The 20,330-nt window shown below is 57.3% G+C and carries 16 protein-coding genes; 12 read left to right on the plus strand and 4 right to left on the minus strand.

Going from position 1 to position 20,330, the window contains the following annotated elements; genetic code table 11:
• Position 1 precedes the first annotated feature (1 nt).
• The 5 genes from ACR0AU_RS04520 to ACR0AU_RS04540 all read left to right on the plus strand — a co-directional run bounded on the left by ACR0AU_RS04520 (position 2) and on the right by ACR0AU_RS04540 (position 4,414).
• On the plus strand, positions 2–583 hold the full coding sequence (locus tag ACR0AU_RS04520; protein ID WP_170731967.1) for a TIGR02281 family clan AA aspartic protease: 582 nt from the start codon (positions 2–4) through the stop codon (positions 581–583).
• Positions 584–632: 49 nt separating this feature from the next.
• Positions 633–1,259, plus strand: a complete 627-nt coding sequence (locus ACR0AU_RS04525) for a hypothetical protein (protein ID WP_170731966.1) — start codon at positions 633–635, stop codon at positions 1,257–1,259.
• Positions 1,260–1,302: 43 nt separating this feature from the next.
• Complete coding sequence (locus ACR0AU_RS04530) at positions 1,303–2,517, plus strand: MFS transporter (protein ID WP_480795332.1); 1,215 nt, start codon at positions 1,303–1,305, stop codon at positions 2,515–2,517.
• Positions 2,514–3,110: a YceI family protein gene (locus ACR0AU_RS04535; protein ID WP_480795333.1), complete on the plus strand. Its 597-nt coding sequence runs from the start codon at positions 2,514–2,516 to the stop codon at positions 3,108–3,110. Before ACR0AU_RS04530 ends, ACR0AU_RS04535 begins: the two co-directional genes overlap by 4 nt.
• Positions 3,111–3,190: 80 nt before the next feature.
• Positions 3,191–4,414 carry an MFS transporter gene (locus ACR0AU_RS04540; protein ID WP_170731964.1) on the plus strand — a complete coding sequence of 408 codons (1,224 nt, stop codon included), beginning with the start codon at positions 3,191–3,193 and terminating at the stop codon, positions 4,412–4,414.
• A gap of 31 nt (positions 4,415–4,445) precedes the next feature.
• Here the strand turns inward: ACR0AU_RS04540 and ACR0AU_RS04545 are convergent, their stop codons facing one another.
• The 3 genes from ACR0AU_RS04545 to ACR0AU_RS04555 form a co-directional block, all read right to left on the minus strand.
• Positions 4,446–6,119 (minus strand): flotillin domain-containing protein, encoded by a 1,674-nt coding sequence (locus ACR0AU_RS04545; protein ID WP_170731963.1) that lies wholly within the window; start codon positions 6,117–6,119, stop codon positions 4,446–4,448.
• Positions 6,120–6,154: 35 nt separating this feature from the next.
• Complete coding sequence (locus ACR0AU_RS04550; RefSeq protein ID WP_480795334.1) at positions 6,155–6,871, minus strand: OB-fold-containig protein; 717 nt, start codon at positions 6,869–6,871, stop codon at positions 6,155–6,157.
• 206 nt (positions 6,872–7,077) lie between these two features.
• Positions 7,078–8,004 carry a hypothetical protein gene (locus tag ACR0AU_RS04555; protein ID WP_170731961.1) on the minus strand — a complete coding sequence of 309 codons (927 nt, stop codon included), beginning with the start codon at positions 8,002–8,004 and terminating at the stop codon, positions 7,078–7,080.
• Between the two features lie 210 nt (positions 8,005–8,214).
• On the opposite strand from ACR0AU_RS04555, the gene metG reads away from it, so the two are divergent.
• The 3 genes from metG (at position 8,215) to ACR0AU_RS04570 (ending at position 14,543) form a co-directional block, all read left to right on the plus strand.
• The gene (metG, locus tag ACR0AU_RS04560) at positions 8,215–9,933 is read left to right on the plus strand and encodes a methionine--tRNA ligase (protein WP_170510381.1); all 1,719 of its coding nucleotides are present in this window, start codon (positions 8,215–8,217) and stop codon (positions 9,931–9,933) included.
• Positions 9,934–10,224: 291 nt separating this feature from the next.
• Positions 10,225–11,406 (plus strand): efflux RND transporter periplasmic adaptor subunit, encoded by a 1,182-nt coding sequence (locus tag ACR0AU_RS04565; protein WP_170731959.1) that lies wholly within the window; start codon positions 10,225–10,227, stop codon positions 11,404–11,406.
• Positions 11,406–14,543 carry an efflux RND transporter permease subunit gene (locus ACR0AU_RS04570; RefSeq protein ID WP_170731957.1) on the plus strand — a complete coding sequence of 1,046 codons (3,138 nt, stop codon included), beginning with the start codon at positions 11,406–11,408 and terminating at the stop codon, positions 14,541–14,543. The genes ACR0AU_RS04565 and ACR0AU_RS04570 overlap by 1 nt, the downstream gene beginning before the upstream one ends.
• 77 nt (positions 14,544–14,620) lie before the next feature.
• Here ACR0AU_RS04570 and glpD read toward each other — a convergent pair whose 3' ends face one another.
• Positions 14,621–16,198, minus strand: coding sequence for a glycerol-3-phosphate dehydrogenase (glpD, locus tag ACR0AU_RS04575; RefSeq protein WP_170645910.1), 1,578 nt, complete (start codon positions 16,196–16,198; stop codon positions 14,621–14,623).
• 190 nt (positions 16,199–16,388) lie between these two features.
• Here glpD and ACR0AU_RS04580 point away from each other — a divergent pair, with 190 nt between their 5' ends.
• The 4 genes from ACR0AU_RS04580 to ACR0AU_RS04595 all read left to right on the plus strand — a co-directional run bounded on the left by ACR0AU_RS04580 (position 16,389) and on the right by ACR0AU_RS04595 (position 20,328).
• Complete coding sequence (locus ACR0AU_RS04580) at positions 16,389–17,147, plus strand: DeoR/GlpR family DNA-binding transcription regulator (RefSeq protein WP_480590676.1); 759 nt, start codon at positions 16,389–16,391, stop codon at positions 17,145–17,147.
• An 89-nt stretch (positions 17,148–17,236) separates the two neighbouring features.
• A complete protein-coding gene (locus ACR0AU_RS04585) occupies positions 17,237–17,599 on the plus strand; it encodes a DUF3302 domain-containing protein (RefSeq protein WP_170393336.1) in 363 nt (120 codons plus the stop codon).
• 21 nt (positions 17,600–17,620) lie between these two features.
• Positions 17,621–18,766: an HlyD family secretion protein gene (locus ACR0AU_RS04590; protein WP_170393337.1), complete on the plus strand. Its 1,146-nt coding sequence runs from the start codon at positions 17,621–17,623 to the stop codon at positions 18,764–18,766.
• Between the two features lie 11 nt (positions 18,767–18,777).
• Positions 18,778–20,328, plus strand: coding sequence for an efflux transporter outer membrane subunit (locus ACR0AU_RS04595; protein WP_480795335.1), 1,551 nt, complete (start codon positions 18,778–18,780; stop codon positions 20,326–20,328).
• Positions 20,329–20,330 lie beyond the last annotated feature (2 nt).

Genomic DNA, 20,330 nt, shown 5'->3' on the forward strand with positions numbered 1-20,330 from the left:
AATGGACGGCTACGATATTGGGCGCTTGACCTATCTGGTTCTGCTGGGTGCGGCCCTGTTGATGTGGTTTATCACTCAGAACCGTCAGTCTTTGGGCAAAACCATGCAGCAGGTCGCGGCTTGGGTGTTTATCTTTATCGGTGTCATTGCCGTTGTCGGATTGTGGGATGACATCCGTTCAACCGTCAGCCCGACCCCGCAACTGACTGTGACCGATCAGCGGATTGAAGTGCCCCGCTCTTATGATGGACACTACTATTTACCAATGCTGGTGAATGGCACAGCGGTGACCTTTCTGGTCGATACCGGGGCCAGCAATATCGTCATCAGCCCGAAAGATGCCGAACGAATTGGAATCGATACGGATCAATTGAACTATCTCGGCCGCGCCTCGACGGCCAATGGCATTGTGCGTACAGCGCCGATTCGGCTGGACAGCCTGTCTTTGGGCCCCATCACCGATCGCGATATCCTGGCCTCGGTCAATGAAGGCGATCTGGGTCAATCCTTGCTAGGGATGGCGTATCTGCACCGCTTTTCGAACATCCAGTTCGCAGATGGGCGTCTAATCCTGTCGCGTTGACCGCATTCCCCAATTGAGAACAAAATGAGAACATGCTAATTTGATCAGCATGTCCACCAATCTTCTTGGCCGCAAGCCCGCGCGCACCCCACCCGGGGTGGCCCTGCACCCACAGATCAGTCTGCAACTGGCCCGTGTACACGAAGCCTGCGGCCCTGCCCGGCGTAGCTTTGCTCTGTGGATAGCGGGGCAGACTCAAGGGCCAGTGATGTGGATTGCCCCGGCTTGGGAGGTGGCGCAGCTACATCCCGAGGGCATGCTGCCTTTTGCCGATCCGTCCCGGTTTCTGCTGATCCGCCCTGACAAACCCGAAGACCTGTTGTGGTGCATGGAAGAAGCCTTGCGCAGCGGTGCCGCCCCGTTGGTCATTGGCGATTTGCCCGGCCCGCCGGGTCTGACCCCGGTCCGGCGGATGCATCTGGCTGCCGAACAGGGCGGCATATCGGGACAGGCCCCGCTGGGGCTACTGCTGACGCCTGACGATGGTGGCGCACAGGGGATTGAGACGCGCTGGCATATGGTGCCCACCTATCGGGACGAGGCCTGCAGTTGGTGTCTGACCCGCCGCCGCGCCCGCGCCCTGCCCCCGGCCAGTTGGCACGTGACGCGGGCTGCTCCTCATTGCGGACTGCAGTTAAAGCAGATCAAATCCGAAGACGCCCCGATGATCACATAACTTGTGACTGGCCAAAACCGGACTTGCCCCCTAGCGTGCCGGCATGACACACCCGATCCATGACAGCCGATATTCGTGGCTTCGCCTGCTGATCACCCTGGCCATCGCAACCGTGGTCAATGTGGGCATGTGGGCTGTGATCGTCGTCATGCCCGCCATCGAGGCCGAGTTTGGCGCGGACCGAGCCGCAGCGTCGATGCCCTATACGCTCGCCATGATCGGCTTTGCCTTCGGCAACATGTGGCTGGGCAAGCTGGTGGACCGACTGGGCGTGACAATGGCGTTGATCGGCGCCGCTGTGCTGAGTGCGGTAAGCTATCTGCTGGCAACCCTTGCGCCGAATATCGCGCTGCTGTCGGTTGCGCATCTTCTGCTGGGGCTCGGTACGTCAATCGGATTTGGACCACTGATCGCCGATATCTCGCATTGGTTCATGCGCAGGCGAGGGATTGCTGTGGCACTGGTGGCCAGTGGCAACTACCTGTCTGGCGCGATATGGCCCACGCTGCTGTCGGGCATTCTGCAGCGCGACGGGTGGCAGCAGGTTTATCTGAGTCTCGCCGTCATCACCCTGGTCGCCGTCATTCCTCTGTCCCTGCTTTTGCGCAGACAGGTCCCCGTCGAGGCGCACGGCACGGCAGCAGCGGCAGCGCAGCTCAAAGCACAAAGCGTCGGCTTTTCACCCCGCGCCCTGCAGTACATCCTTGGGTTGGCTGGTATCGGCTGCTGCGTGGCCATGTCGATGCCCCAGGTCCATATTGTCTCCTATTGTGTGGGCTTGGGCTATGGCCCGGCCGTTGGGGCCGAGATGCTGTCTCTGATGCTGTTGGGCGGCGTGGTTAGCCGCATCATCTCGGGGCTTGTCGCGGACCGGTTGGGAGGGCTTTCAACACTGCTGATTGGCTCGGTCCTGCAATGTATCGCTCTGCTCCTGTTTCTCCCTTATGATGGGATGGTTTCGCTTTATGTCGTCAGCATGCTATTCGGGCTGGCCCAGGGTGGTATCGTCCCCAGCTACGCGCTGATTGTACGTGAATATATGCCCCCGCAAGAGGCCGGAGCGCGCGTGGGTTTTGTCATGATGATGACTATCCTCGGCATGGCTCTGGGTGGTTGGATGTCGGGCTGGATCTATGACGTGACTGGCAGTTATCAGCTTGCTTTCATCAATGGCATCCTTTGGAACGGGCTGAATATCGCAATCGTGCTGATGCTCATGAAACGCTCGCGCCCGCGCGGTCGCACGGCGATGGCATGAGGAACCTTACCCGACGCAGCCTGATTGCAAGCCTTTGCGCGTTGCCAATGGCACGGGCAGCGATGGCCGCCCTCACCCCGTATGCGCTGGCGTCATCGCGCAGTTCCGTCGGCTTCACCTATGATTTGTCCGGCGCGCTTCAGACGGGCACGATGCCAGTACAGTCGGCCCAAATTCTGATTGATACCAATCGCTTGCAAAACAGCCGGGTCGACGTCGTGCTGGACGTGGCCCGGGCGCGGACGAACCTACCATTTGCCCGAGGTCCGATGTTGGGAAAAAGTGTGTTGAACGCTGCCCAATACCCCACCATCCGTTTCATCACGACTAAGATTCAGCTGGGACCCGCTGGCCGTATCTCGGAAGGTGCAACCGTGACCGGCGATCTGACAGTGCGCGGTATCACGCGTCCGGTGACTTTGAGCGCCAACCTGTATCGGAGACCGGGAAGCGCGGTGGATGATTTGGACACCCTGTCCATCCGGCTAGAGGGGGCGATCAATCGAAATGAGTTTGGCGCGTCTGGATATCCTGATCTTGTACAACCCACGATCGGCCTGGACATCCACGCCGAAATCATCCGGCAGGATTAACCACAAAAAGGCAAAAAACGACGTCAGGGCGTCGATTAGGCGCGCGCATTTCGTGGCGACAAGGTCAAGTTGCACCTATCATGCGTACGATCATTTCATTTGCCGCCCTCTTTCTTTCGGTCATTCTGCTGCAGCTCTCAACGGGTGGTGTTGGTCCGTTGGATGCAATCTCGGGGCTGACGCTTGATTTTTCAACCGAACAGATCGGTCTGCTGGGGTCATCGCACTTCATTGGGTTCTTTGTTGGTTGCTGGTGGGCTCCGCGGCTTATGGGCAGCGTCGGGCACTCGCGCGCATTTGCGGTCTGCACCGCTTTGGGCGCGATGGGGTTGCTGGGGCATACGCTGACTGAAAACCCTTATGTCTGGGCCGCGCTGCGTATCGCGTCGGGAACCTGTGTCGCTGGGTGTTACACCGTGATCGAGGCTTGGCTTAACGCCAAGGTCACCAACGAAACCCGTGGGCGCGCGATGGGTACGTATCGTATCGCCGATATGGGGGCCTCGCTTTGTGCACAGCTTATCATTGCTGTTCTGCCACCCGCCTCTTACGTTTCATACAACCTGCTTGCGATCCTATGCTGTGCATCGATCTTGCCCCTGGCCCTAACTCGCGCCAGCCAACCCAAGACACCGGACACCCCGCGCCTGCGCCCCAAGCTGGCCTGGCACAGCTCACCACTGGCTGTGGCGGGCGTTATCGTGGCTGCGCTCAGTTCGGCATCATTGCGCATGGTCGGCCCGGTATACGGTCAGGAGGTCGGACTGGGCGTAGATCAGATTGCATTCTTTCTGGCCTCTTTCGTTCTGGGCGGCGCACTGGCCCAGTACCCCTTGGGTTGGCTCGCAGACAAGTATGATCGACGCTGGGTGCTGATCTGGCTATCCGTGGCAGCGGTGCTAAGCTGCGGTGTCACGATGTTGGCTAGCGGAACTGGAACGGTCGGCGTTATGCTGGCCGCCGGGTTCTTTGGCCTGACCACGTTTCCGATTTTCTCGGTTTCCTCGGCCCATGCGAATGATTTTGCCACGACCGAACAACGCGTTGAATTGGCAGCAGCGTTGATGTTCTGGTATGCATTGGGGGCGATTGCCTCGCCCTACATCTCATCCACGTTGATCCAGCAATTCGGCCCCGGAGCCCTGTTTGCTTTTGTTGCATTGGGTCATCTGTTTCTTATTGTCTTTGGCCTCGCCCGTATGCGTTCGCGCCCGACGCCCGAGAAACGGACGAATTATGTCTATGCACCGCGCACATCCTTTACCATCGGCAGGCTGCTCAAGGGTTCTCGCGAAAAGCAATGAAAAAGGGCCGGGAAATCCCGGCCCTTCTGTTTTACTGCTGGACCGCTGGCCCGTGGTCCTCGACCGCGTCGACCACCTCATCTGGGTCCCCGGTGCTCTCAAGCGCACCGTTCACTACGCCCCCGACGCCGTTCTCCATGGACAAGCCAAGCTCTTCGCCCAGTTTCTTGAGCGCTGGCATCTGCACGGCCATTCCCATGATCGAATCCAACGCCTGATTGACGACCGGCTTTTCACCGCTTGAAACACCACCACCATTGGCAGCTCCGATCCCACCAACCTGATGGATTTTGATCGAGTCGATTTTTTCGGCCGGCTTGACCATTTCCGAGATGATCGAGGGCATGGTTTCAATGCGGGTCAAGTCGACCTTCATCCGGATCTGCTCAGGTGACAGGGCATTGTCCGCCTCTACGATCGCACGCTTACCTTCCGCCTCGGCCAGCATGTCGTTTTTCTTGGCCTCGGCGCGAATGTTCAGCGCGTCTGCTTCGGCCTGCGCTTCCTCGCGGCGGGCTTCGGCGCGGTCTGCGGCGGCCTCTTTCTCGGCCTGCGCTGACAAACGGATCGCGGTGGCCTGACGTTCGGCCTCACGGGTGGCTTCAATCAGAACAATCTGCTTCTGACGCTCGGCCTCGGCCACTTCGCGCGCCGTAGCCACAGCTTCGGTTGCTTTGGTCGCCTCGGCTCTAGCCAGATCGGCGGATGCGCGCGCGCGGCTTTCCTCTTCGGATTTCTGCGCGATGATGATCTGGCGTTCCTGTTCTGCCACTTCGATCTCACGCTCTTTGGCGATCTCGGCATCGCGGATCTTGCGCTCGCGCTCAATCTCGGCGGAACGAATGGCCTCTTCACGGGCAATCCGGGCGCGTTCGGTTTCGCGTACCGAGTCTTCAGTTCGCGCAGCGATCTCCGCCTCTTGCGCCACACGAAGAGTTTCCACCTTCTGCGCCTGCTCGATGCGCGCCTGCTGTTCGTCCTGTTCGATCAGCAACTTCTGACGCTCCGCTTCCATCGCCGCACGACGCACCTCAACCTCGGCCTCGGCGTCGATCTGCGCGCGTTCTTTCTTGGATATGGCAATCACCTCGGCCAGCTTGCGCATACCCACGGCGTTAAAGGCGTTGTTCTCGTCCAGCGCTTCAAACGGCGTCTGGTCGAGCGCAGTTAGCGAGACGGATTCCAGCGACAAACCGTTCTTCAGCAAGTCTTCGGACACCGCATTCTGCACTTCCTGCACAAAGTCGGCGCGGTTTTCATGAAGACCATCCATGGTCATCTGAGCGGCCACGGCACGCAGACCGTCGATCAGCTTGCCTTCGATCATCTCACGCAGTTGCTCGACGTCAAAGGTGCGATCACCCAGCGTTTGCGCGGCGCGCGCGATGCCCTCTTCAGTCGCCATCACCGAGACGTAGAATTCGACACCCACGTCGACACGCATCCGGTCTTTGGTGATAAGCGCGGCCTCACCGCTGCGCTGCACCTCAAGGCGCAGAGTCTTCATGTTGACCGGGCTGACTTCGTGCAGCAACGGTACGATGATGACGCCGCCATCCATAATGACCTTTTTGCCACCCGCGCCGGTTTTCACCAGGCTGATCTCGCGCGTGGCGCGTCGATAAAGGCGGCCAAGTACAAGGCCTATGAACAAGAGTACGGCTAAAATAGTCACAACTGTAATGGCCAGGAATGATAGTTCCATGCAATATCCTCCGGATTGGGGTTAAGATTTTTTGGTTAAACTGACATGCGAACCAGAACGAACCGGTCGCGCCGTCGATCACGCAGAACAAGGACTTCTGTTCCCTGCTCCAGCGAATCTTTGTCCTGCAACGGCTCTGCGCGCAGGTAGTGCGTGTTGCCAAAGCGATCCATGACGCGGACTTCGGCTGGACGGCCTCGCGATGCGATACCCTGAGTGATCACGCCACGGCGGCGGGCCAGCATCCGTTCCGACATCGCTTCGGATTCGGTTTTGGGCAGGAGGCGAGCGAAGACACCACCAAAGCCACGTGCGAACCATAGGCCGAATACTCCGGCCGGAATCGCGGCCAACCATGCAGGTAAGTCAAAGCCCAGCAGATCACGCAGCGCCAGTTGCAGGCCTATGCCACTCAGGCCGAAACCAGCCAGCAGCACAACGAGCCAGATCATGAATGGCATCTTGCCAATGCCCAACCAGCCAAACGGGCCGACGGGCGTAGCCGCAGGCACATCGGTTTCAATTTCGGCCAGTTCCAAGTCACCCAGATCGATGTCGGCGTCGATATCCAGATCAAAGTCGGCGACGTCCAGATCGGGCGCGTCGACCATGTCCAAATCAACCTCGCCCTCGCCTGCCAGAAGACTTCCCCCGAAAACCAATGCGATCAGTTCAAGGCCCAGAAGACCGAACAAAAGCGCAAGCGCCAAGGTAAAGGGCACAAATGCGCCCTCTAGTAAAAAGTCGAACATCAGCAGATTGCCCTCGTTATTGTATACTTTTGTATACACTACAAATGGGAAGTCATTGCTACAATTTCAAGAGGTTGTGATTCTGTGTTTCAACCTGAGGTTATTTACATCCAAATGTCAGTTACAATCTGCAACCATGACATTAAGCTCAATTTCTTTCGCCCGTGCGAAACGTATTACCTGTTCACACCTGCTGGAGTAATTCTCTAATCGGTGGGCTTTGGCGGTGGTGCCGGGATCATTTCATCCAGGATCGATCCCGCCTCATATCCCAGCAGGTCAACCCGCATCCGTTCAGGGTCTCCGAACACCCATGCACCAACATGCCTCTGCATTCGAACGTATCCGGCGTATCCAGCCAACGCGTCGTTCCCGTGTGCGTTCTCAGCGAACAGAACCTGCCCGGCAGCAACCTTTTCCGGCATCACGCGCTGTAGGTACAGTAGCACGACATTGACGTCTTTGACGCTGGAGCCGCCGTGATGCACCACATACATCTTGGCCCACTCCTCTTCGCTTATGGCTGCGCGTGCATCGGACACGGCGGTATGAAGTGCGTTCAACTCCGCACGTGCAGATTTCTCCATATTCTCTGCCCAGATGGGCCGCATGTCGTTGATCACCTGCGAAACCGCTTCACGTGTGATCTGATCCTTGTCGAGTGCACCTTGAGCAAATGCCCGGGCTGTTTCGAGCATTTTGCGCTGGCTCGCCAAGTCGCCCTCGGTCATGCCCAGTTCGCCCAATGTCGCAAGAAATACATCTATCTCATTGATGATAATTGCAAACTCCGCCTTCCAGCGCTCATCATCGGTATTATCATCAGGCCATGGAGTCACCGCCCCGATCAATCCCAACACAACATGCGACGTGGACTTCAGATGTTGATAGGTTGGCGCATCCCTTGGATAGCTCGCCTCTCCGTCTTCGGTCATGACTGTGACATCACGTGCGATAATCATGACGGGCCGGGTTTCAGCCGTCAGCGCATCCTGGCCTCGGTGAAAAATCGAGAGCATAGCGTGGTCAAAAGCATGCACCGGATCATCTGTGGCGCTCTGGTCGGCGATGGCGCTGGCGGTAAATACAATAGCTGCAACGGCGGCACAGCAGCCCATCCATAAACTCTGCATAATGAAATTCCCCCTAAGCTGGGTTCTCCTGATCATCATACACCATTGGTACGCACGGGGCGAAATCGCTGACGAACGCGACACAAACTCCCGGGAATGCACGAAGTCGCGTAGTAATACCCGTTAAATTCAAGCGGGTATGAATGCGGGCTTTTGCTTACTGGCCACATAAGGTAGACGGGCGCGCAGACAGATACGTGGAAGCGCATTATGGCCCGAATTCTCATCACCTCGGCAATCCCTTACATCAACGGGATCAAACATCTCGGCAACCTGATCGGCTCGCAATTGCCTGCCGATCTGTACGCTCGCTATCAGCGCGGCCGGGGCAATGAGGTCATGTTCCTGTGTGCAACCGACGAGCACGGCACCCCGGCCGAGCTGGCCGCCGCCAAAGCGGGCAAACCTGTGGCTGAATATTGCGCTGACATGTACGCAGTACAGGCCGATATCGCCAAGCGCTTTGGCCTGAGCTTTGATCACTTTGGCCGCTCGTCCAGCGATCAGAACCGTAAACTGACCCAGCATTTCGCTGGCAAACTGGATGAAGCCGGGCTGATCCGGGAAGTCAGCGAAAAGCAGGTTTATTCCAACGCCGATGGCCGTTTTCTGCCCGACCGCTATATCGAAGGCACTTGCCCCAATTGCGGTTACGAGCGCGCGCGCGGCGACCAGTGCGAAAATTGTACCAAGCAGCTAGACCCGACCGACCTGATCGAGCCCCGCAGCGCGATCAGCGGCTCGACCGATCTTGAGGTGCGTGAGACCAAGCACCTGTATTTGCGTCAATCCGCAATGAAAGATCAGTTGGACGCGTGGATTGACAGCAAGACAGACTGGCCGATCCTGACAACCTCGATCGCCAAGAAATGGCTACATGATGGCGACGGCCTGCAGGATCGCGGCATTACCCGCGATCTGGATTGGGGTGTACCAGTCAAGAAAGGTGATCAAGATTGGCCCGGCATGGAAGGCAAAGTCTTCTATGTCTGGTTCGATGCCCCCATTGAATACATCGCCTGCGCCAAGGAATGGGCCGACGCCAATGGTAAGTCTGATGCCGATTGGGAACGTTGGTGGCGCACCGACAAAGGCGCAGAAGATGTGCGTTACGTTCAGTTCATGGGCAAGGACAATGTGCCCTTCCACACCCTGTCTTTCCCGGCCACCATTCTGGGATCGGGCGAGCCCTGGAAGATGGTCGACCACCTGAAATCATTCAACTACCTGAACTATGACGGTGGCCAGTTCTCGACCTCGCAGGGTCGTGGCGTGTTTATGGATCAGGCGCTGGACATTCTGCCCGCCGATTACTGGCGCTGGTGGCTGTTGAGCCATGCGCCAGAAAGCAGCGACAGCGAGTTCACATGGGAGAACTTCCAGCAGTCGGTGAACAAAGATCTTGCGGATGTTCTGGGTAACTTTGTCAGCCGGATCACTAAGTTCTGCCGCTCGAAATTCGGTGAAGCAGTGCCCGAAGGTGGTGCGTATGGCGAACGTGAACAGACCCTGATTGCTGAGCTTACTAGCCGAGTACGTGCCTACGAAGGCCACATGGAAGCGATGGAAGTGCGCAAATCCGCGCAAGAGCTGCGAGCGATCTGGGTCGCTGGCAACGAGTATCTGCAGGCTGCCGCACCATGGTCTACCTTTAAGGAAGATCCTGCGCAGGCTGCGGCGCAGGTGCGGCTGGGGCTGAACCTGATCCGCCTCTATGCAGTTCTGAGCGCGCCGTTCATTCCCGATGCGTCTGCAAAAATGCTTAGTGCGATGAACACACTCTATACCAGCTGGCCCGAAGATATCGATGCCGCGCTGCGCGCCCTGCCCGCTGGCCATGAATTTTCGGTTCCCGACGTGCTGTTTGCCAAAATCACGGACGAACAGCGCGAAGACTGGCAGAATCGGTTTGCGGGAACGCGTGAATAACAACAAAATTCGATTTATGAATGCCGCAGCGGAGCCCTGAAGCCTCTCCGCTGCTGGTTTTTGGCAGAGAAAATTCGCCCGCCCCAATTGTCATCGGGCAGATAAACGCCTGCGGATGCAGGCTAAGTCTGCAGATTGGAAAGAAATTTCGGGTCGATTCTTGCCAACGCACTACCTCAACACGCTTGAGAAACTGCGTCAAACCCGCCATCCTGCCTATAAAATCAATCGACTCATCCGGGGGTTTCTGTTGCCCGGTTGTGCAATCTTTACTTTGAACGAGGCGCCAACATGTCCCTTGCATTTAAGAAGCCAGCACTCGGCCCACGCGGCTATTTCAGGGCACTCGGCGTTTCTGCCGCTTTGTTTGCATGTTCCAGCCTGCCCCAGATAGCGGTCGCGCAGGATCAGGGCGATGCCCCTGCGCCCAAGGTGTCGATCGCCGCAGCTTATACCGAAGAGATCACCGATCAGGCCACCTTCATTGGACGGGCCGAGGCAATCGACAAGGTCGATATTATCGCGCGCGTCAGTGGTTTCCTGGACAGCCAGAACGTCGACGATGGCTCTCCGGTGAATGAGGATGACCTGCTGTTCACGATCGAACCGGATCTTTACGAAGCCACGCTTGAGGCGCGTAAAGCCGATCTGGATCGGGCGCAGGCAAACCTTGAACTGGCCAAAGTCGATCTCGCCCGCAAGGAAGAGCTGTACAAGCGCGACGCTACACCGGAATCAGAACGTGACATTGCCCGAGCCAATGAACTGGTCGCCGAGGCCGAGGTCAAAGCCGCCAATGCAGCGATCCAACAGGCCGAGCTTGATCTCAGCTACACACAGATCCACGCCCCGTTTTCGGGCCGCATCGGCCGCGTGGAAACCAGTGTCGGTGATGTTGTGGGCCCCAACAATCCGCCGCTTGTCACCCTGGTCAGCGAAGCCCCCATCTATGTGAATTTTTCGTTGAATGAGAAGCAGTTCACGTCGGTTCTTGAACAATTTGGTGAAGACCCGGCCACGCTAGCTGAAAGCAGCCAAAGCCCGAATGTTCATGTGACTCTGCCGAACGGTACTGAGCTGGATGAAACCGGCGAAATCATTTTTGTCGACAACCGCATTGATCCGCTGACCGGAGCCATTACGATCACAGCTCAATTCGACAATGCCAAGCGTCTGCTCGTTGATGGTGCCTTCGTAAACGTTCAGATCGAAGCGCTTGAGCCGACGCTGCAGGTATTGATCCCTCAAGCAGCGCTGCAGCGTGATCAGCGCGGCGAATTCGTTCTGGTCGTCAATGACAAGCAGATGGTTGAACAACGCTACATCACAACCGGAGATACCGTGGATTCGGCGATTATCGTCACAGATGGCCTGCGCGAAGGCGAAAGCGTCATCGTCGAAGGCCTGCAACGCGTGCGCCCCGGCGTCGCCGTTGATGCAGTCGTTGCGTCCGAGCAGCCGGAGAATAACTGATGTTCTCAGCCCTGTTTATCAGCCGGCCCAAGCTGGCGCTTGTCATTTCGCTGGTCCTGACCATTTTGGGCGGGATCGGTTATCTGGTTCTGCCGGTTGCGCAGTTTCCCGATATCACGCCGCCGGTGGTCAGCGTAACGGCCACCTATACAGGTGCAAATGCCGAAACCGTGGAAAACACCGTGGCCGCCCCGATCGAGGCGCAGGTCAACGGTGTGGACGATATGATCTACATGACGTCGACCTCATCGGATAACGGCTCGTATTCGTTGAACGTTACGTTCGAGGTGGGCACCGACCCCGATATCGCCTCGGTCAACGTGCAGAACCGTGTGGCACAGGCGATGGCATCGCTGCCGTCCGAAGTGACTTCATCCGGTGTTGTCACGCAAAAAGCGTCAACCAACATGTTGTTGCTGGTCACGCTGACCTCGCCCAATGGCACATATGACAGTGTGTTCCTGTCGAACTATGCCTCAATCAACTTGAAAGACGCTCTGGCGCGGGTTCAGGGCGTGGGTAAAGCGGATGTTTTGACCAATCTGGAATACGCCATGCGGATCTGGATGGACCCGGACAAGATGGCCGCGCTGTCAATCACTCCGGGTGATGTGATCAATGCCATCCGCGAACAGAATATCGAGGTCTCTGCGGGCTCAATCGGGTCACCGCCTGTACCTGAAGGGCAGACCTTTCAGTATACGATCAAGACCAAAGGCCGCCTGACCTCGGCCGATGAATTCGGAGATATTGTAATCCGTACAGGCGAAGCCGGTGCGATTGTGCGCGTCAAAGACATTGCGCGCGTCGAGCTAGGGGCGCAGTTCTATTCCGCCTCGGGCTATTTCGAAAGCGTTCCTGCGACCGTTATCGGCATCTATCAGGCCCCCGGCGCAAACGCCCTTGCGGTGTCCGAACGTGTTGAGGCCGAACTTGAGCGCCTGTCACGGTCCTTTCCCACGGATGTCGAATACGATGTTCCATTCAATACGACGGATTTCGTGGAACAGTCGCTCAATGACGTGGTCTCGACCCTCATCCTGACATTCATATTGGTGATCACAGTTGTGTTCATCTTCCTTGGCAGTTGGCGGGCGACGATCATTCCGGCGGTGGCAATTCCGGTCTCATTGATCGGGACATTTGCCTTCCTGCTGGCCTTTGGCATGTCGCTGAACACGATCTCGCTGTTCGCATTGGTGCTGGCCATCGGGATCGTTGTAGATGACGCCATCGTCGTGGTGGAAAACGTCGAACGTATAATCGCCGATGAAGGTCTGCCCCCTGCCGAGGCAACCCGCAAGGCCATGGGCCAGATCACCGGGCCCGTGATCGCGACCACGCTGGTGCTACTGGCCGTCTTCGTGCCGGTGACTTTCATGCCCGGCATATCCGGACGATTGTATTCCCAGTTTGCGGTAACGATCTCGACTGCTGTGGTAATCTCGTCGATCAACGCCTTGACCCTTTCACCGGCCTTGTGCGGGCTTGTGCTACAGGCGCGCTCGGGGCCGCCCAAAGGGTTGCTGGCCGTGTTCGAGAAATTTATCGGCGGAATGCGCAGCGGCTATGTCGCCATCGTGCGAAAGCTACTGATCCTGCCGGTCATTTCGCTGGGGATCATTGCAGCATTCGCAGCGGGTACTGGGACCATTATGGGCAACACGTCCAAAGGGTTCATTCCGCTGGAAGACAACGGATATCTGTTCGTCGATATCCAGCTTCCCGATGCGGCGACGCTTGAACGGACCGAGGCGGTTTCTGCGCGGATCGATGAACAGATTCAACAGATCTCCGGCGTATCCAGTACCGTTCTGGTCAATGGGTTCTCGCTGTTGAACGGGACCACTACCAATGGCGCAGCCATCTTTGTCAACCTGACCAACTGGGAAGAGCGGCAGGAACCCGAGCTCAGTGCGGATGCGATCCTGAACCAGGTTCTGGCGATTGCATATGGTGAGTCTGCCGCATCGATTGTTGCGTTCAACCCGCCACCCATTCAGGGCCTTGGTATGTCTGCAGGGGTTGAAATGGAAGTGCAGCAGACCGGTGGCGGCTCGCCGCAGGATCTGGCCTCGGCCGTTGGGTCGTATGTCTATGCCGCAAACCAGCGTCCTGAGATCGCGCAGGCCTACACCACCTTCCGCGCGAACGTGCCGCAATTGTTTGTCGATCTGGATCGGGAAAAGGCCAAAACCCTGCAAGTCTCGGTGGCCGAGATTTTCCAGACCATGCAGGCGCAGCTTGGCTCGTATTACGTGAATGACTTCAACCTGTTTGGTCGTGTCTATCGCGTAATGATCCAGGCCGAAGGGTCATACCGGAATAAGGTCGATGATATCTCAGAGCTTTATGTACGTTCCACCAAAGGTGAGATGGTACCGCTTGGCACGCTGATCGATATCGAGAACGTGCTGGGTCCGGTCCTGCTAAAGCGGCATAACCTGTTCCGCTCGGCCACTGTGACAGCGGTTCCGGCACCGGGGCTCTCGACCGGGGACGCCATCAATGTCATGACCGAGGAGTCGGCGACTGCCTTGCCCCCCGGCTATGCCTATGAATGGACCGGAACGGCGCAGCAGCAGCTGGCCTCGGGCGGTCTGGTCGTGGTGATCCTTGGGTTGGCGATCCTGTTTGGGTACCTGTTCCTTGTCGGCCAATATGAAAGTTGGACGATGCCCGTTTCGATCCTAATGTCGGTGACCGTGGCCTTGTTCGGTGCCGTCGCAGCGGTGGCGATCGTTGGCAGCGACATCAACCTCTACACGCAGATCGGAATGATCATGCTTGTCGGGCTTGCGTCAAAGAACGGGATTCTGATCGTCGAATTCGCGATGGAGCAAAGGGCCAAGGGGCTGTCAATCAAGGAGGCCGCGGCCGAAGCCGCATATCAGCGTTTCCGCGCTGTGATGATGACCGCCCTGTCCTTCCTTTTGGGCGTGGTTCCCCTGCTGGCCGCGAACGGGGCCGGAGCTGCCAGCCAGAAGGCCATCGGCGTTGCCGTGTTCGGCGGCATGCTGGCAGCCACTCTGTTCGGGGTCATTCTGGTACCGGTCCTTTACGCTGTGATGCAGAGCCTGCGCGAATGGGTCAAAGGCAGCAAGAACGATCCGGAACCGTCAGAAGAAGCCGCATAAGACCGGCATTGAAATCGCAAAACGCCCCGCACATCTGCGGGGCGTATCTTTTTTGCTTGGATCGACTGATCCGCACGCTAGTCAGTTAACCGTTTGGCCATCCAGTCGTCTATCCGGCTGATCTGTTCGGGGCTGAGCCTTAGACCCAGCTTATTGCGCCGCCACACGACATCCTGAGCGGTGCGCGCGTATTCCTTGTCCATCAGCCAAACCAGTTCGGCCTCGGTCAATGTCGCGCCGAAATCGTCACCCAGATCGCTCTGATCTTTTGCCGGACCCAGAAGGTCCCAGGTCTCGGTGCCATAGGCCCGGATCAATCGACGGGCCCAAAAATCGGTCAGGAACGGGTACTCCGCTATCAGTTTCCCGATCAAATCCTGCACGCCGTCGACCGGAAAATCCCCGCCGGGCAATGGGACGCCTGCGGTCCATGGTCCGCCAAGATCTGGGAAATGTTCTCCAATCTTCTCCAGCGCGCTTTCCGCGAGGCGTCTGTAGGTGGTGATTTTACCACCAAAGACATTCAACACCGGAGCCCCGCTCTCGGCATCAACTTTAAGCGTGTAATCGCGGGTAGCCGCCGTGGCACTGCTTGCGCCGTCATCATATAGCGGACGGACGCCTGAATAGGTCCAGACAATATCTTCACGGGTAACGGGCTTCGCGAAGTATTTCGATGCGAAAGCGCACAGATACTCCTGCTCGGCCTCGGTACAAATCGGAGGCTCGGAGGGGTCAGAATGATCCTGATCCGTGGTTCCGATCAAGGTAAAATCCTGCTCGTACGGGATCGCAAAGATGATGCGCCCGTCTTCGCCCTGAAAGAAATAGCACTTGTCATGGTCAAACAGCTTGGGTGTCACGATATGGCTGCCACGCACCAGACGGACGCCTTCTCGGGAATTGACCCGGATCTTGGTCTGGATGATGTCACCTACCCAAGGTCCGCCCGCATTGATCAACATCTTCGCAAGGACGGTTTCGGTCTTGCCGCTATCCCGATCCCGGATCGTGACCTGCCACAGTTCATCGATCCGCTCAGCCGAAAGAACCTCGGTCCTGACCATGATCTTGGCCCCGCGTGCCTCGGCATCGCGGGCGTTCAGGACCACCAGCCGCGAATCCTCGACCCAGCAGTCCGAGTATTCATAGGCGGTTTCAAATTTGTCTTGCAGCGGAGCCCCCTCGGGTGCCGCGCGCAGGTTCAGCGAACGTGTACCCGGCAGGATTTTGCGACCGCCCAGATTGTCATACAAAAAAAGGCCAAGCCGTATTAGCCACGCAGGACGACGCCCGCGCATCCATGGCATCACCGTACTGAGCAACCGTGAGGTCGGCGTTTCAGAGTCAAAACGCATATCGGCGTGATAGGGCAGCACGAAACGCATGGGCCAACTGATATGGGGCATAGCGCGCAGTAAGGTCTCGCGTTCGACCAGCGCTTCACGCACCAAACGAAATTCAAAAAATTCCAGGTACCGTAGCCCGCCATGAAACAGTTTGGTCGAGGCTGACGACGTCGCCGAGGCCAGATCGTTCATTTCAGCCAAGGTGACCGATAGGCCCCGACCTGCCGCATCACGTGCGATACCGCACCCATTTATACCCCCGCCGATCACAAAAAGATCGGTAACTTGGCTGCTGTCCGATGACATATCCAATTGATTCCCCAACGTGGCAGTTTCAAGCGCATTAGCAGCATGATGGTTCGTATCGTCAACTTTATTTTTCGATATTGTTCGTTTTTAGCTGAAACAACGAATATTAATAAGTGCAACTAACGAATTCCCTTGCTTAACCGCAAAATTAGAACAAAAACGAAAACACCGGAACTCAGGACCGCCCATGTCACTATCATTTCGCCAATCGGACATTCTTTTAGTCGCCGAGCAAGAGGGCCGCGTTACTGTCGAAGGACTGGCCGAGCGCTTTCAGGTGACGGTTCAAACCATTCGCCGTGACCTGACTGAACTGTCAGAAGCTGGTAAGTTGGATCGGGTTCACGGGGGTGCCGTTCTGCGTTCTGGCGTGTCTAATATTGGATACGAAGACCGGCGCGCCCTGAATCATGAAGCCAAGACACGCATCGCTGAACGCTGCGCGGCCGACATCCCCGAGGGCAGCTCGATCTTTATGAACATAGGCACCTCGACCGAGGCCGTTGCCCGCCAATTGCTGAAACACAAAAACCTAATGGTCGTGACCAACAATATGAACGTTGCCAATATCCTGGCCGATAACCCCGATTGCCAGATCGTCGTTGCAGGCGGTGTGCTGCGCAGATCAGATAGTGGGTTGGTCGGGAATCTTGCGGTCTCGACCATCCGCCAGTTCAAATTCGATCACGCGATTATCGGCTGTTCCGCATTGGATGCGGATGGGGATCTAATGGATTTCGATCTCCAAGAAGTACTGGTCAGTCAAACTATCATTGAACAAGCCCGGCAGATCAGCCTAGTAGCGGATGCTTCAAAGTTTCAGCGCACCGCGCCCGCACGCATCGCCTCATTATCCGATGTTGATATGGTTTATACCGATCTACCGCTACCCGACGACCTCCATCAGAAGTGCATAGACTGGAACACCAAAATTATTGAATGCTGATGCGTCCCTCCGATCAGCCAGAAAGTGATTGATTAGCTGGACAACAGCGCCTGAGGATGGAACAGTTTCCAACAACAGGAGGCGCGAGCATGGGACTTTTGGGGCAGCCGCTGGGCTACTATGACTATCTGACATTTGTGGCACTTATCTTGCTGCTGGCAGCGGTGATGGCGCTGTTTCTATTCATAATGGGCCTGCCCGGACGTATCGCGATCAAACGCAATCACCCCCATGCCGAAGCGGTCAAGATCATGGGATGGATGGGATTTTTGGCGATTGTCCCTTGGGTGCACGCCTTTATCTGGGCGTTTCACGACGGCGTCACCGTCGACATGCGCCGCGGCCCTGATGAAGAACGCAAGGCCATAAGGGATGAAATCAAGCGTCTGGGAGGCACCGTCAAACCGGAATACCAGGACCCACTTGATACCGACGAAACAAAGCAAGCCTAAGGCCAAAGGAATTCAGCACTCATGTTCGTCGCCCTAGGCATCACGCTTTTCTACATTATTTTTGTCTGGTTCATCTTCTTCAAGGTGCAATGGCTGAAATTCAACATCATGTGGGGGATCGTCTCATTCTGGGTCGGCGCTCATCTGCTGCTGATCTTTTTGGTCGCGCTGCGCTTCTTTCAGCCCTTTTCCGTCGACAGCCACGTCGTGCGCTCCACCATCCAGATCGTCCCGCGTCTGACTCAGCCCACAATCCTGTCCGAGGTTTTGGTCGAGCCCAACACCTGGGTCACTAAGGGCGATCCGCTGTATAAGTTCGACGACACGGTGTTTTCGCTGGCCGTGGACAAGGCGAATGCACAGCTGGTGGCGGCGCAGCAAAACGCAAAGATCCTTGAACAGGACGTTATCGCGGCGGGAGAAGCAGTCGAACGCGCGAACGCGCAGCTGGCCTATGCGCTGACCGAACAAGCGCGATACGAGAACCTCGTTCCCGCCGGGGGCGCCCGCCAGGATGAACTAGACCGCTGGAACGAACAGGTCGCGGAAGATCAGGCGAAGATTAAGGAAGCTCAGGCCAATCTTGAAAAGGCCAACCTTGCGCTGGATTCGCAGATCGACGGCGTGAATACGGGCATTATTGAGGCTGAGGCGCAGCTGGCCGAGGCCGAGTATTTTCTCGACAACACAACGATCTATGCCCCCGAAAATGGCATGATCGTTTCGCAACAGGCCCGCCCGGGGATGGTTGTGGGGGAAATTCGTCTGGGTGCCATTGCCAGCTTTGTCACCGAAGAAGACCCCTATATTCTAGCCACCTTCCGCCAGCAGAACCTGAAATTTGTCGAGGTCGGCCAACCGGTCGAAGTTGCTCTGGACCTCTATCCCGGAGAAATTCTGACCGGCAAGGTTGAGGCGGTCTGGTGGGCCACACGTCAGGGCCAATACTTGCCCTCAGGCCGCCTGCCCGGCTTTGAGCTGCCAAAACTGCCCGGTCGGATCGCTGTTCAGATCTCGGTCGATGTGCCTGAGGGGCATACTTTTCCTGCAGGTGGCCACGCTGCGGTGGCGATTTACACCGGCATGGGAAAAAGCTTTGAATTTCTGAGGCGCATCAACATTCGCCTCTATTCCTTCGCCAACTTCATCCGGCCACTGGATATCTGAGGATGCGTACGATGACACTCCGCCGGTTGTTAGGCACTGCCCTTTGCGCCGCTACCCTCACCGCCTGTACGCCGGTGGGGCCTGATTTTGTGCGCCCCAACTCTCCGGTCGTGAAGCAATGGATGGAGGTCAACAACCCCAGCGCGGGCCAGAGCGGCCTGACCTCGCGCAGCGCCCCGGTTGTGCGCTGGTGGGAAACGTTCAATGATCCGACGCTGAACAAACTGATCGCCGAAGCCTATGCGCAGAACCTGACCTTACAGGTCGCAGGTGCCCGCGTACTTCAGGCCCGCGCGCAACTTGGTATCGCATTCGGAGAGCTCTACCCGCAATCGCAGGCCGTGGGCGGTTCGCTCCAACGCCGACAGATCAGCGACAATCTTGGACCGATTTCGGACATCCGGCGGATCATTCCCTTGGACACCGAATTCTCGACTTCGCAAGTTGGGTTTGATGCGCAATGGGAACTGGACGTATGGGGCCAGCAACGTCGCGGCGTACAGGCCGCGCGATCGAACCTGGCACTGCAGGTTGCTAATTATGACGACGCACTGGTCACGCTGACCGGGGACGTAGCGGCGCTTTATATCAACATCCGTTCGTTGCAAGAGGCTCTGCGCATCGCGCGGGAAAACATCACGATTCAGCAGGCATCGGCAGACCTCACTCAGCTGCGCTTCAACAACGGCGTTACAACCGAGCTGGATGTTCAGGAATCAACTGCTCTGCTCAACAACACCAAGGCACTCGTGCCCGAATTGGAAAGCGATATTCAACAGGCCAAGAACGCGCTGGCCGTTCTATTGGGCAAAACCCCTTCCCAGATGACTGGCTTGATCGGCAATTCAGGCCGAATTCCAACAGGGCGCAGCAACGTGGCCGTTGGTGTGCCCGCCGAATTGCTGCGGCGACGGCCTGACGTCCGCGCCGCCGAGTTGGCGGCAGCCACCCAATCGGCGCAGGTCGGGATCGCGTTAGCTGATCTCTATCCGCAGTTCATTCTGTCGGGCGCGATCGGGTTGCAGGCCTCGGGTGGGCGCGATCTGTTCAGCACCAACAGCGCCACAGGATTGGCTAGCGCAGGCGTTGTCTGGAACGTCCTGAATTATGGCCGCATCAAGAACAATGTCCGCGCGCAGGATGCCGCCTATCAAGCGTTGATCGCCAACTATCAGAATACTGTTCTTACCGCGTATTCCGAGGTCGAAAGCGCGATGGTTGCTTACGCACAGGCGCGCAAACAGGTCACCTTTTATCAACGCAGCGTCGAAGCTTCGCGCAAGGCGGCTGAAATCGCGGTCGATCAGTACCGAGACGGCATCGCCAGCTATTCGCGTATCCTGAACACGCAAACCGCGCTATTACGATCGCAGGCGAACCTGATCGAGGCCCGGCAGGAGGTCTCTTCGAATCTGGTCGCGATCTACAAAGGTCTGGGTGGTGGTTGGCAGATTCGGCAGAATAAGGAATTCTTACCCGAGACGGTGCTGGCCGAGATGGCCTATCGCACCGATTGGGGTGATCTGTTGGAGAAATCGCCAACACGCGCCAGCTTGAACTAAGG

This window comes from Ruegeria sp. CG1 (assembly GCF_056537265.1).

Bases quoted from the DNA above. Each gene is read 5' to 3' on its own strand.
- ACR0AU_RS04590 (WP_170393337.1), top strand. From the start codon at position 17,621: ATGTTCGTCGCCCTAGGCATCACGCTTTTCTACATTATTTTTGTCTGG.
- ACR0AU_RS04555 (WP_170731961.1), bottom strand. From the start codon at position 8,004: ATGCAGAGTTTATGGATGGGCTGCTGTGCCGCCGTTGCAGCTATTGTA.
- ACR0AU_RS04545 (WP_170731963.1), bottom strand. From the start codon at position 6,119: ATGGAACTATCATTCCTGGCCATTACAGTTGTGACTATTTTAGCCGTA.
- ACR0AU_RS04580 (WP_480590676.1), top strand. From the start codon at position 16,389: ATGTCACTATCATTTCGCCAATCGGACATTCTTTTAGTCGCCGAGCAA.
- ACR0AU_RS04530 (WP_480795332.1), top strand. From the start codon at position 1,303: ATGACACACCCGATCCATGACAGCCGATATTCGTGGCTTCGCCTGCTG.
- ACR0AU_RS04570 (WP_170731957.1), top strand. From the start codon at position 11,406: ATGTTCTCAGCCCTGTTTATCAGCCGGCCCAAGCTGGCGCTTGTCATT.
- ACR0AU_RS04540 (WP_170731964.1), top strand. From the start codon at position 3,191: ATGCGTACGATCATTTCATTTGCCGCCCTCTTTCTTTCGGTCATTCTG.
- ACR0AU_RS04585 (WP_170393336.1), top strand. From the start codon at position 17,237: ATGGGACTTTTGGGGCAGCCGCTGGGCTACTATGACTATCTGACATTT.
- ACR0AU_RS04595 (WP_480795335.1), top strand. From the start codon at position 18,778: ATGACACTCCGCCGGTTGTTAGGCACTGCCCTTTGCGCCGCTACCCTC.
- ACR0AU_RS04550 (WP_480795334.1), bottom strand. From the start codon at position 6,871: ATGTTCGACTTTTTACTAGAGGGCGCATTTGTGCCCTTTACCTTGGCG.
- ACR0AU_RS04525 (WP_170731966.1), top strand. From the start codon at position 633: ATGTCCACCAATCTTCTTGGCCGCAAGCCCGCGCGCACCCCACCCGGG.
- glpD (WP_170645910.1), bottom strand. From the start codon at position 16,198: ATGTCATCGGACAGCAGCCAAGTTACCGATCTTTTTGTGATCGGCGGG.
- metG (WP_170510381.1), top strand. From the start codon at position 8,215: ATGGCCCGAATTCTCATCACCTCGGCAATCCCTTACATCAACGGGATC.
- ACR0AU_RS04535 (WP_480795333.1), top strand. From the start codon at position 2,514: ATGAGGAACCTTACCCGACGCAGCCTGATTGCAAGCCTTTGCGCGTTG.
- ACR0AU_RS04520 (WP_170731967.1), top strand. From the start codon at position 2: ATGGACGGCTACGATATTGGGCGCTTGACCTATCTGGTTCTGCTGGGT.
- ACR0AU_RS04565 (WP_170731959.1), top strand. From the start codon at position 10,225: ATGTCCCTTGCATTTAAGAAGCCAGCACTCGGCCCACGCGGCTATTTC.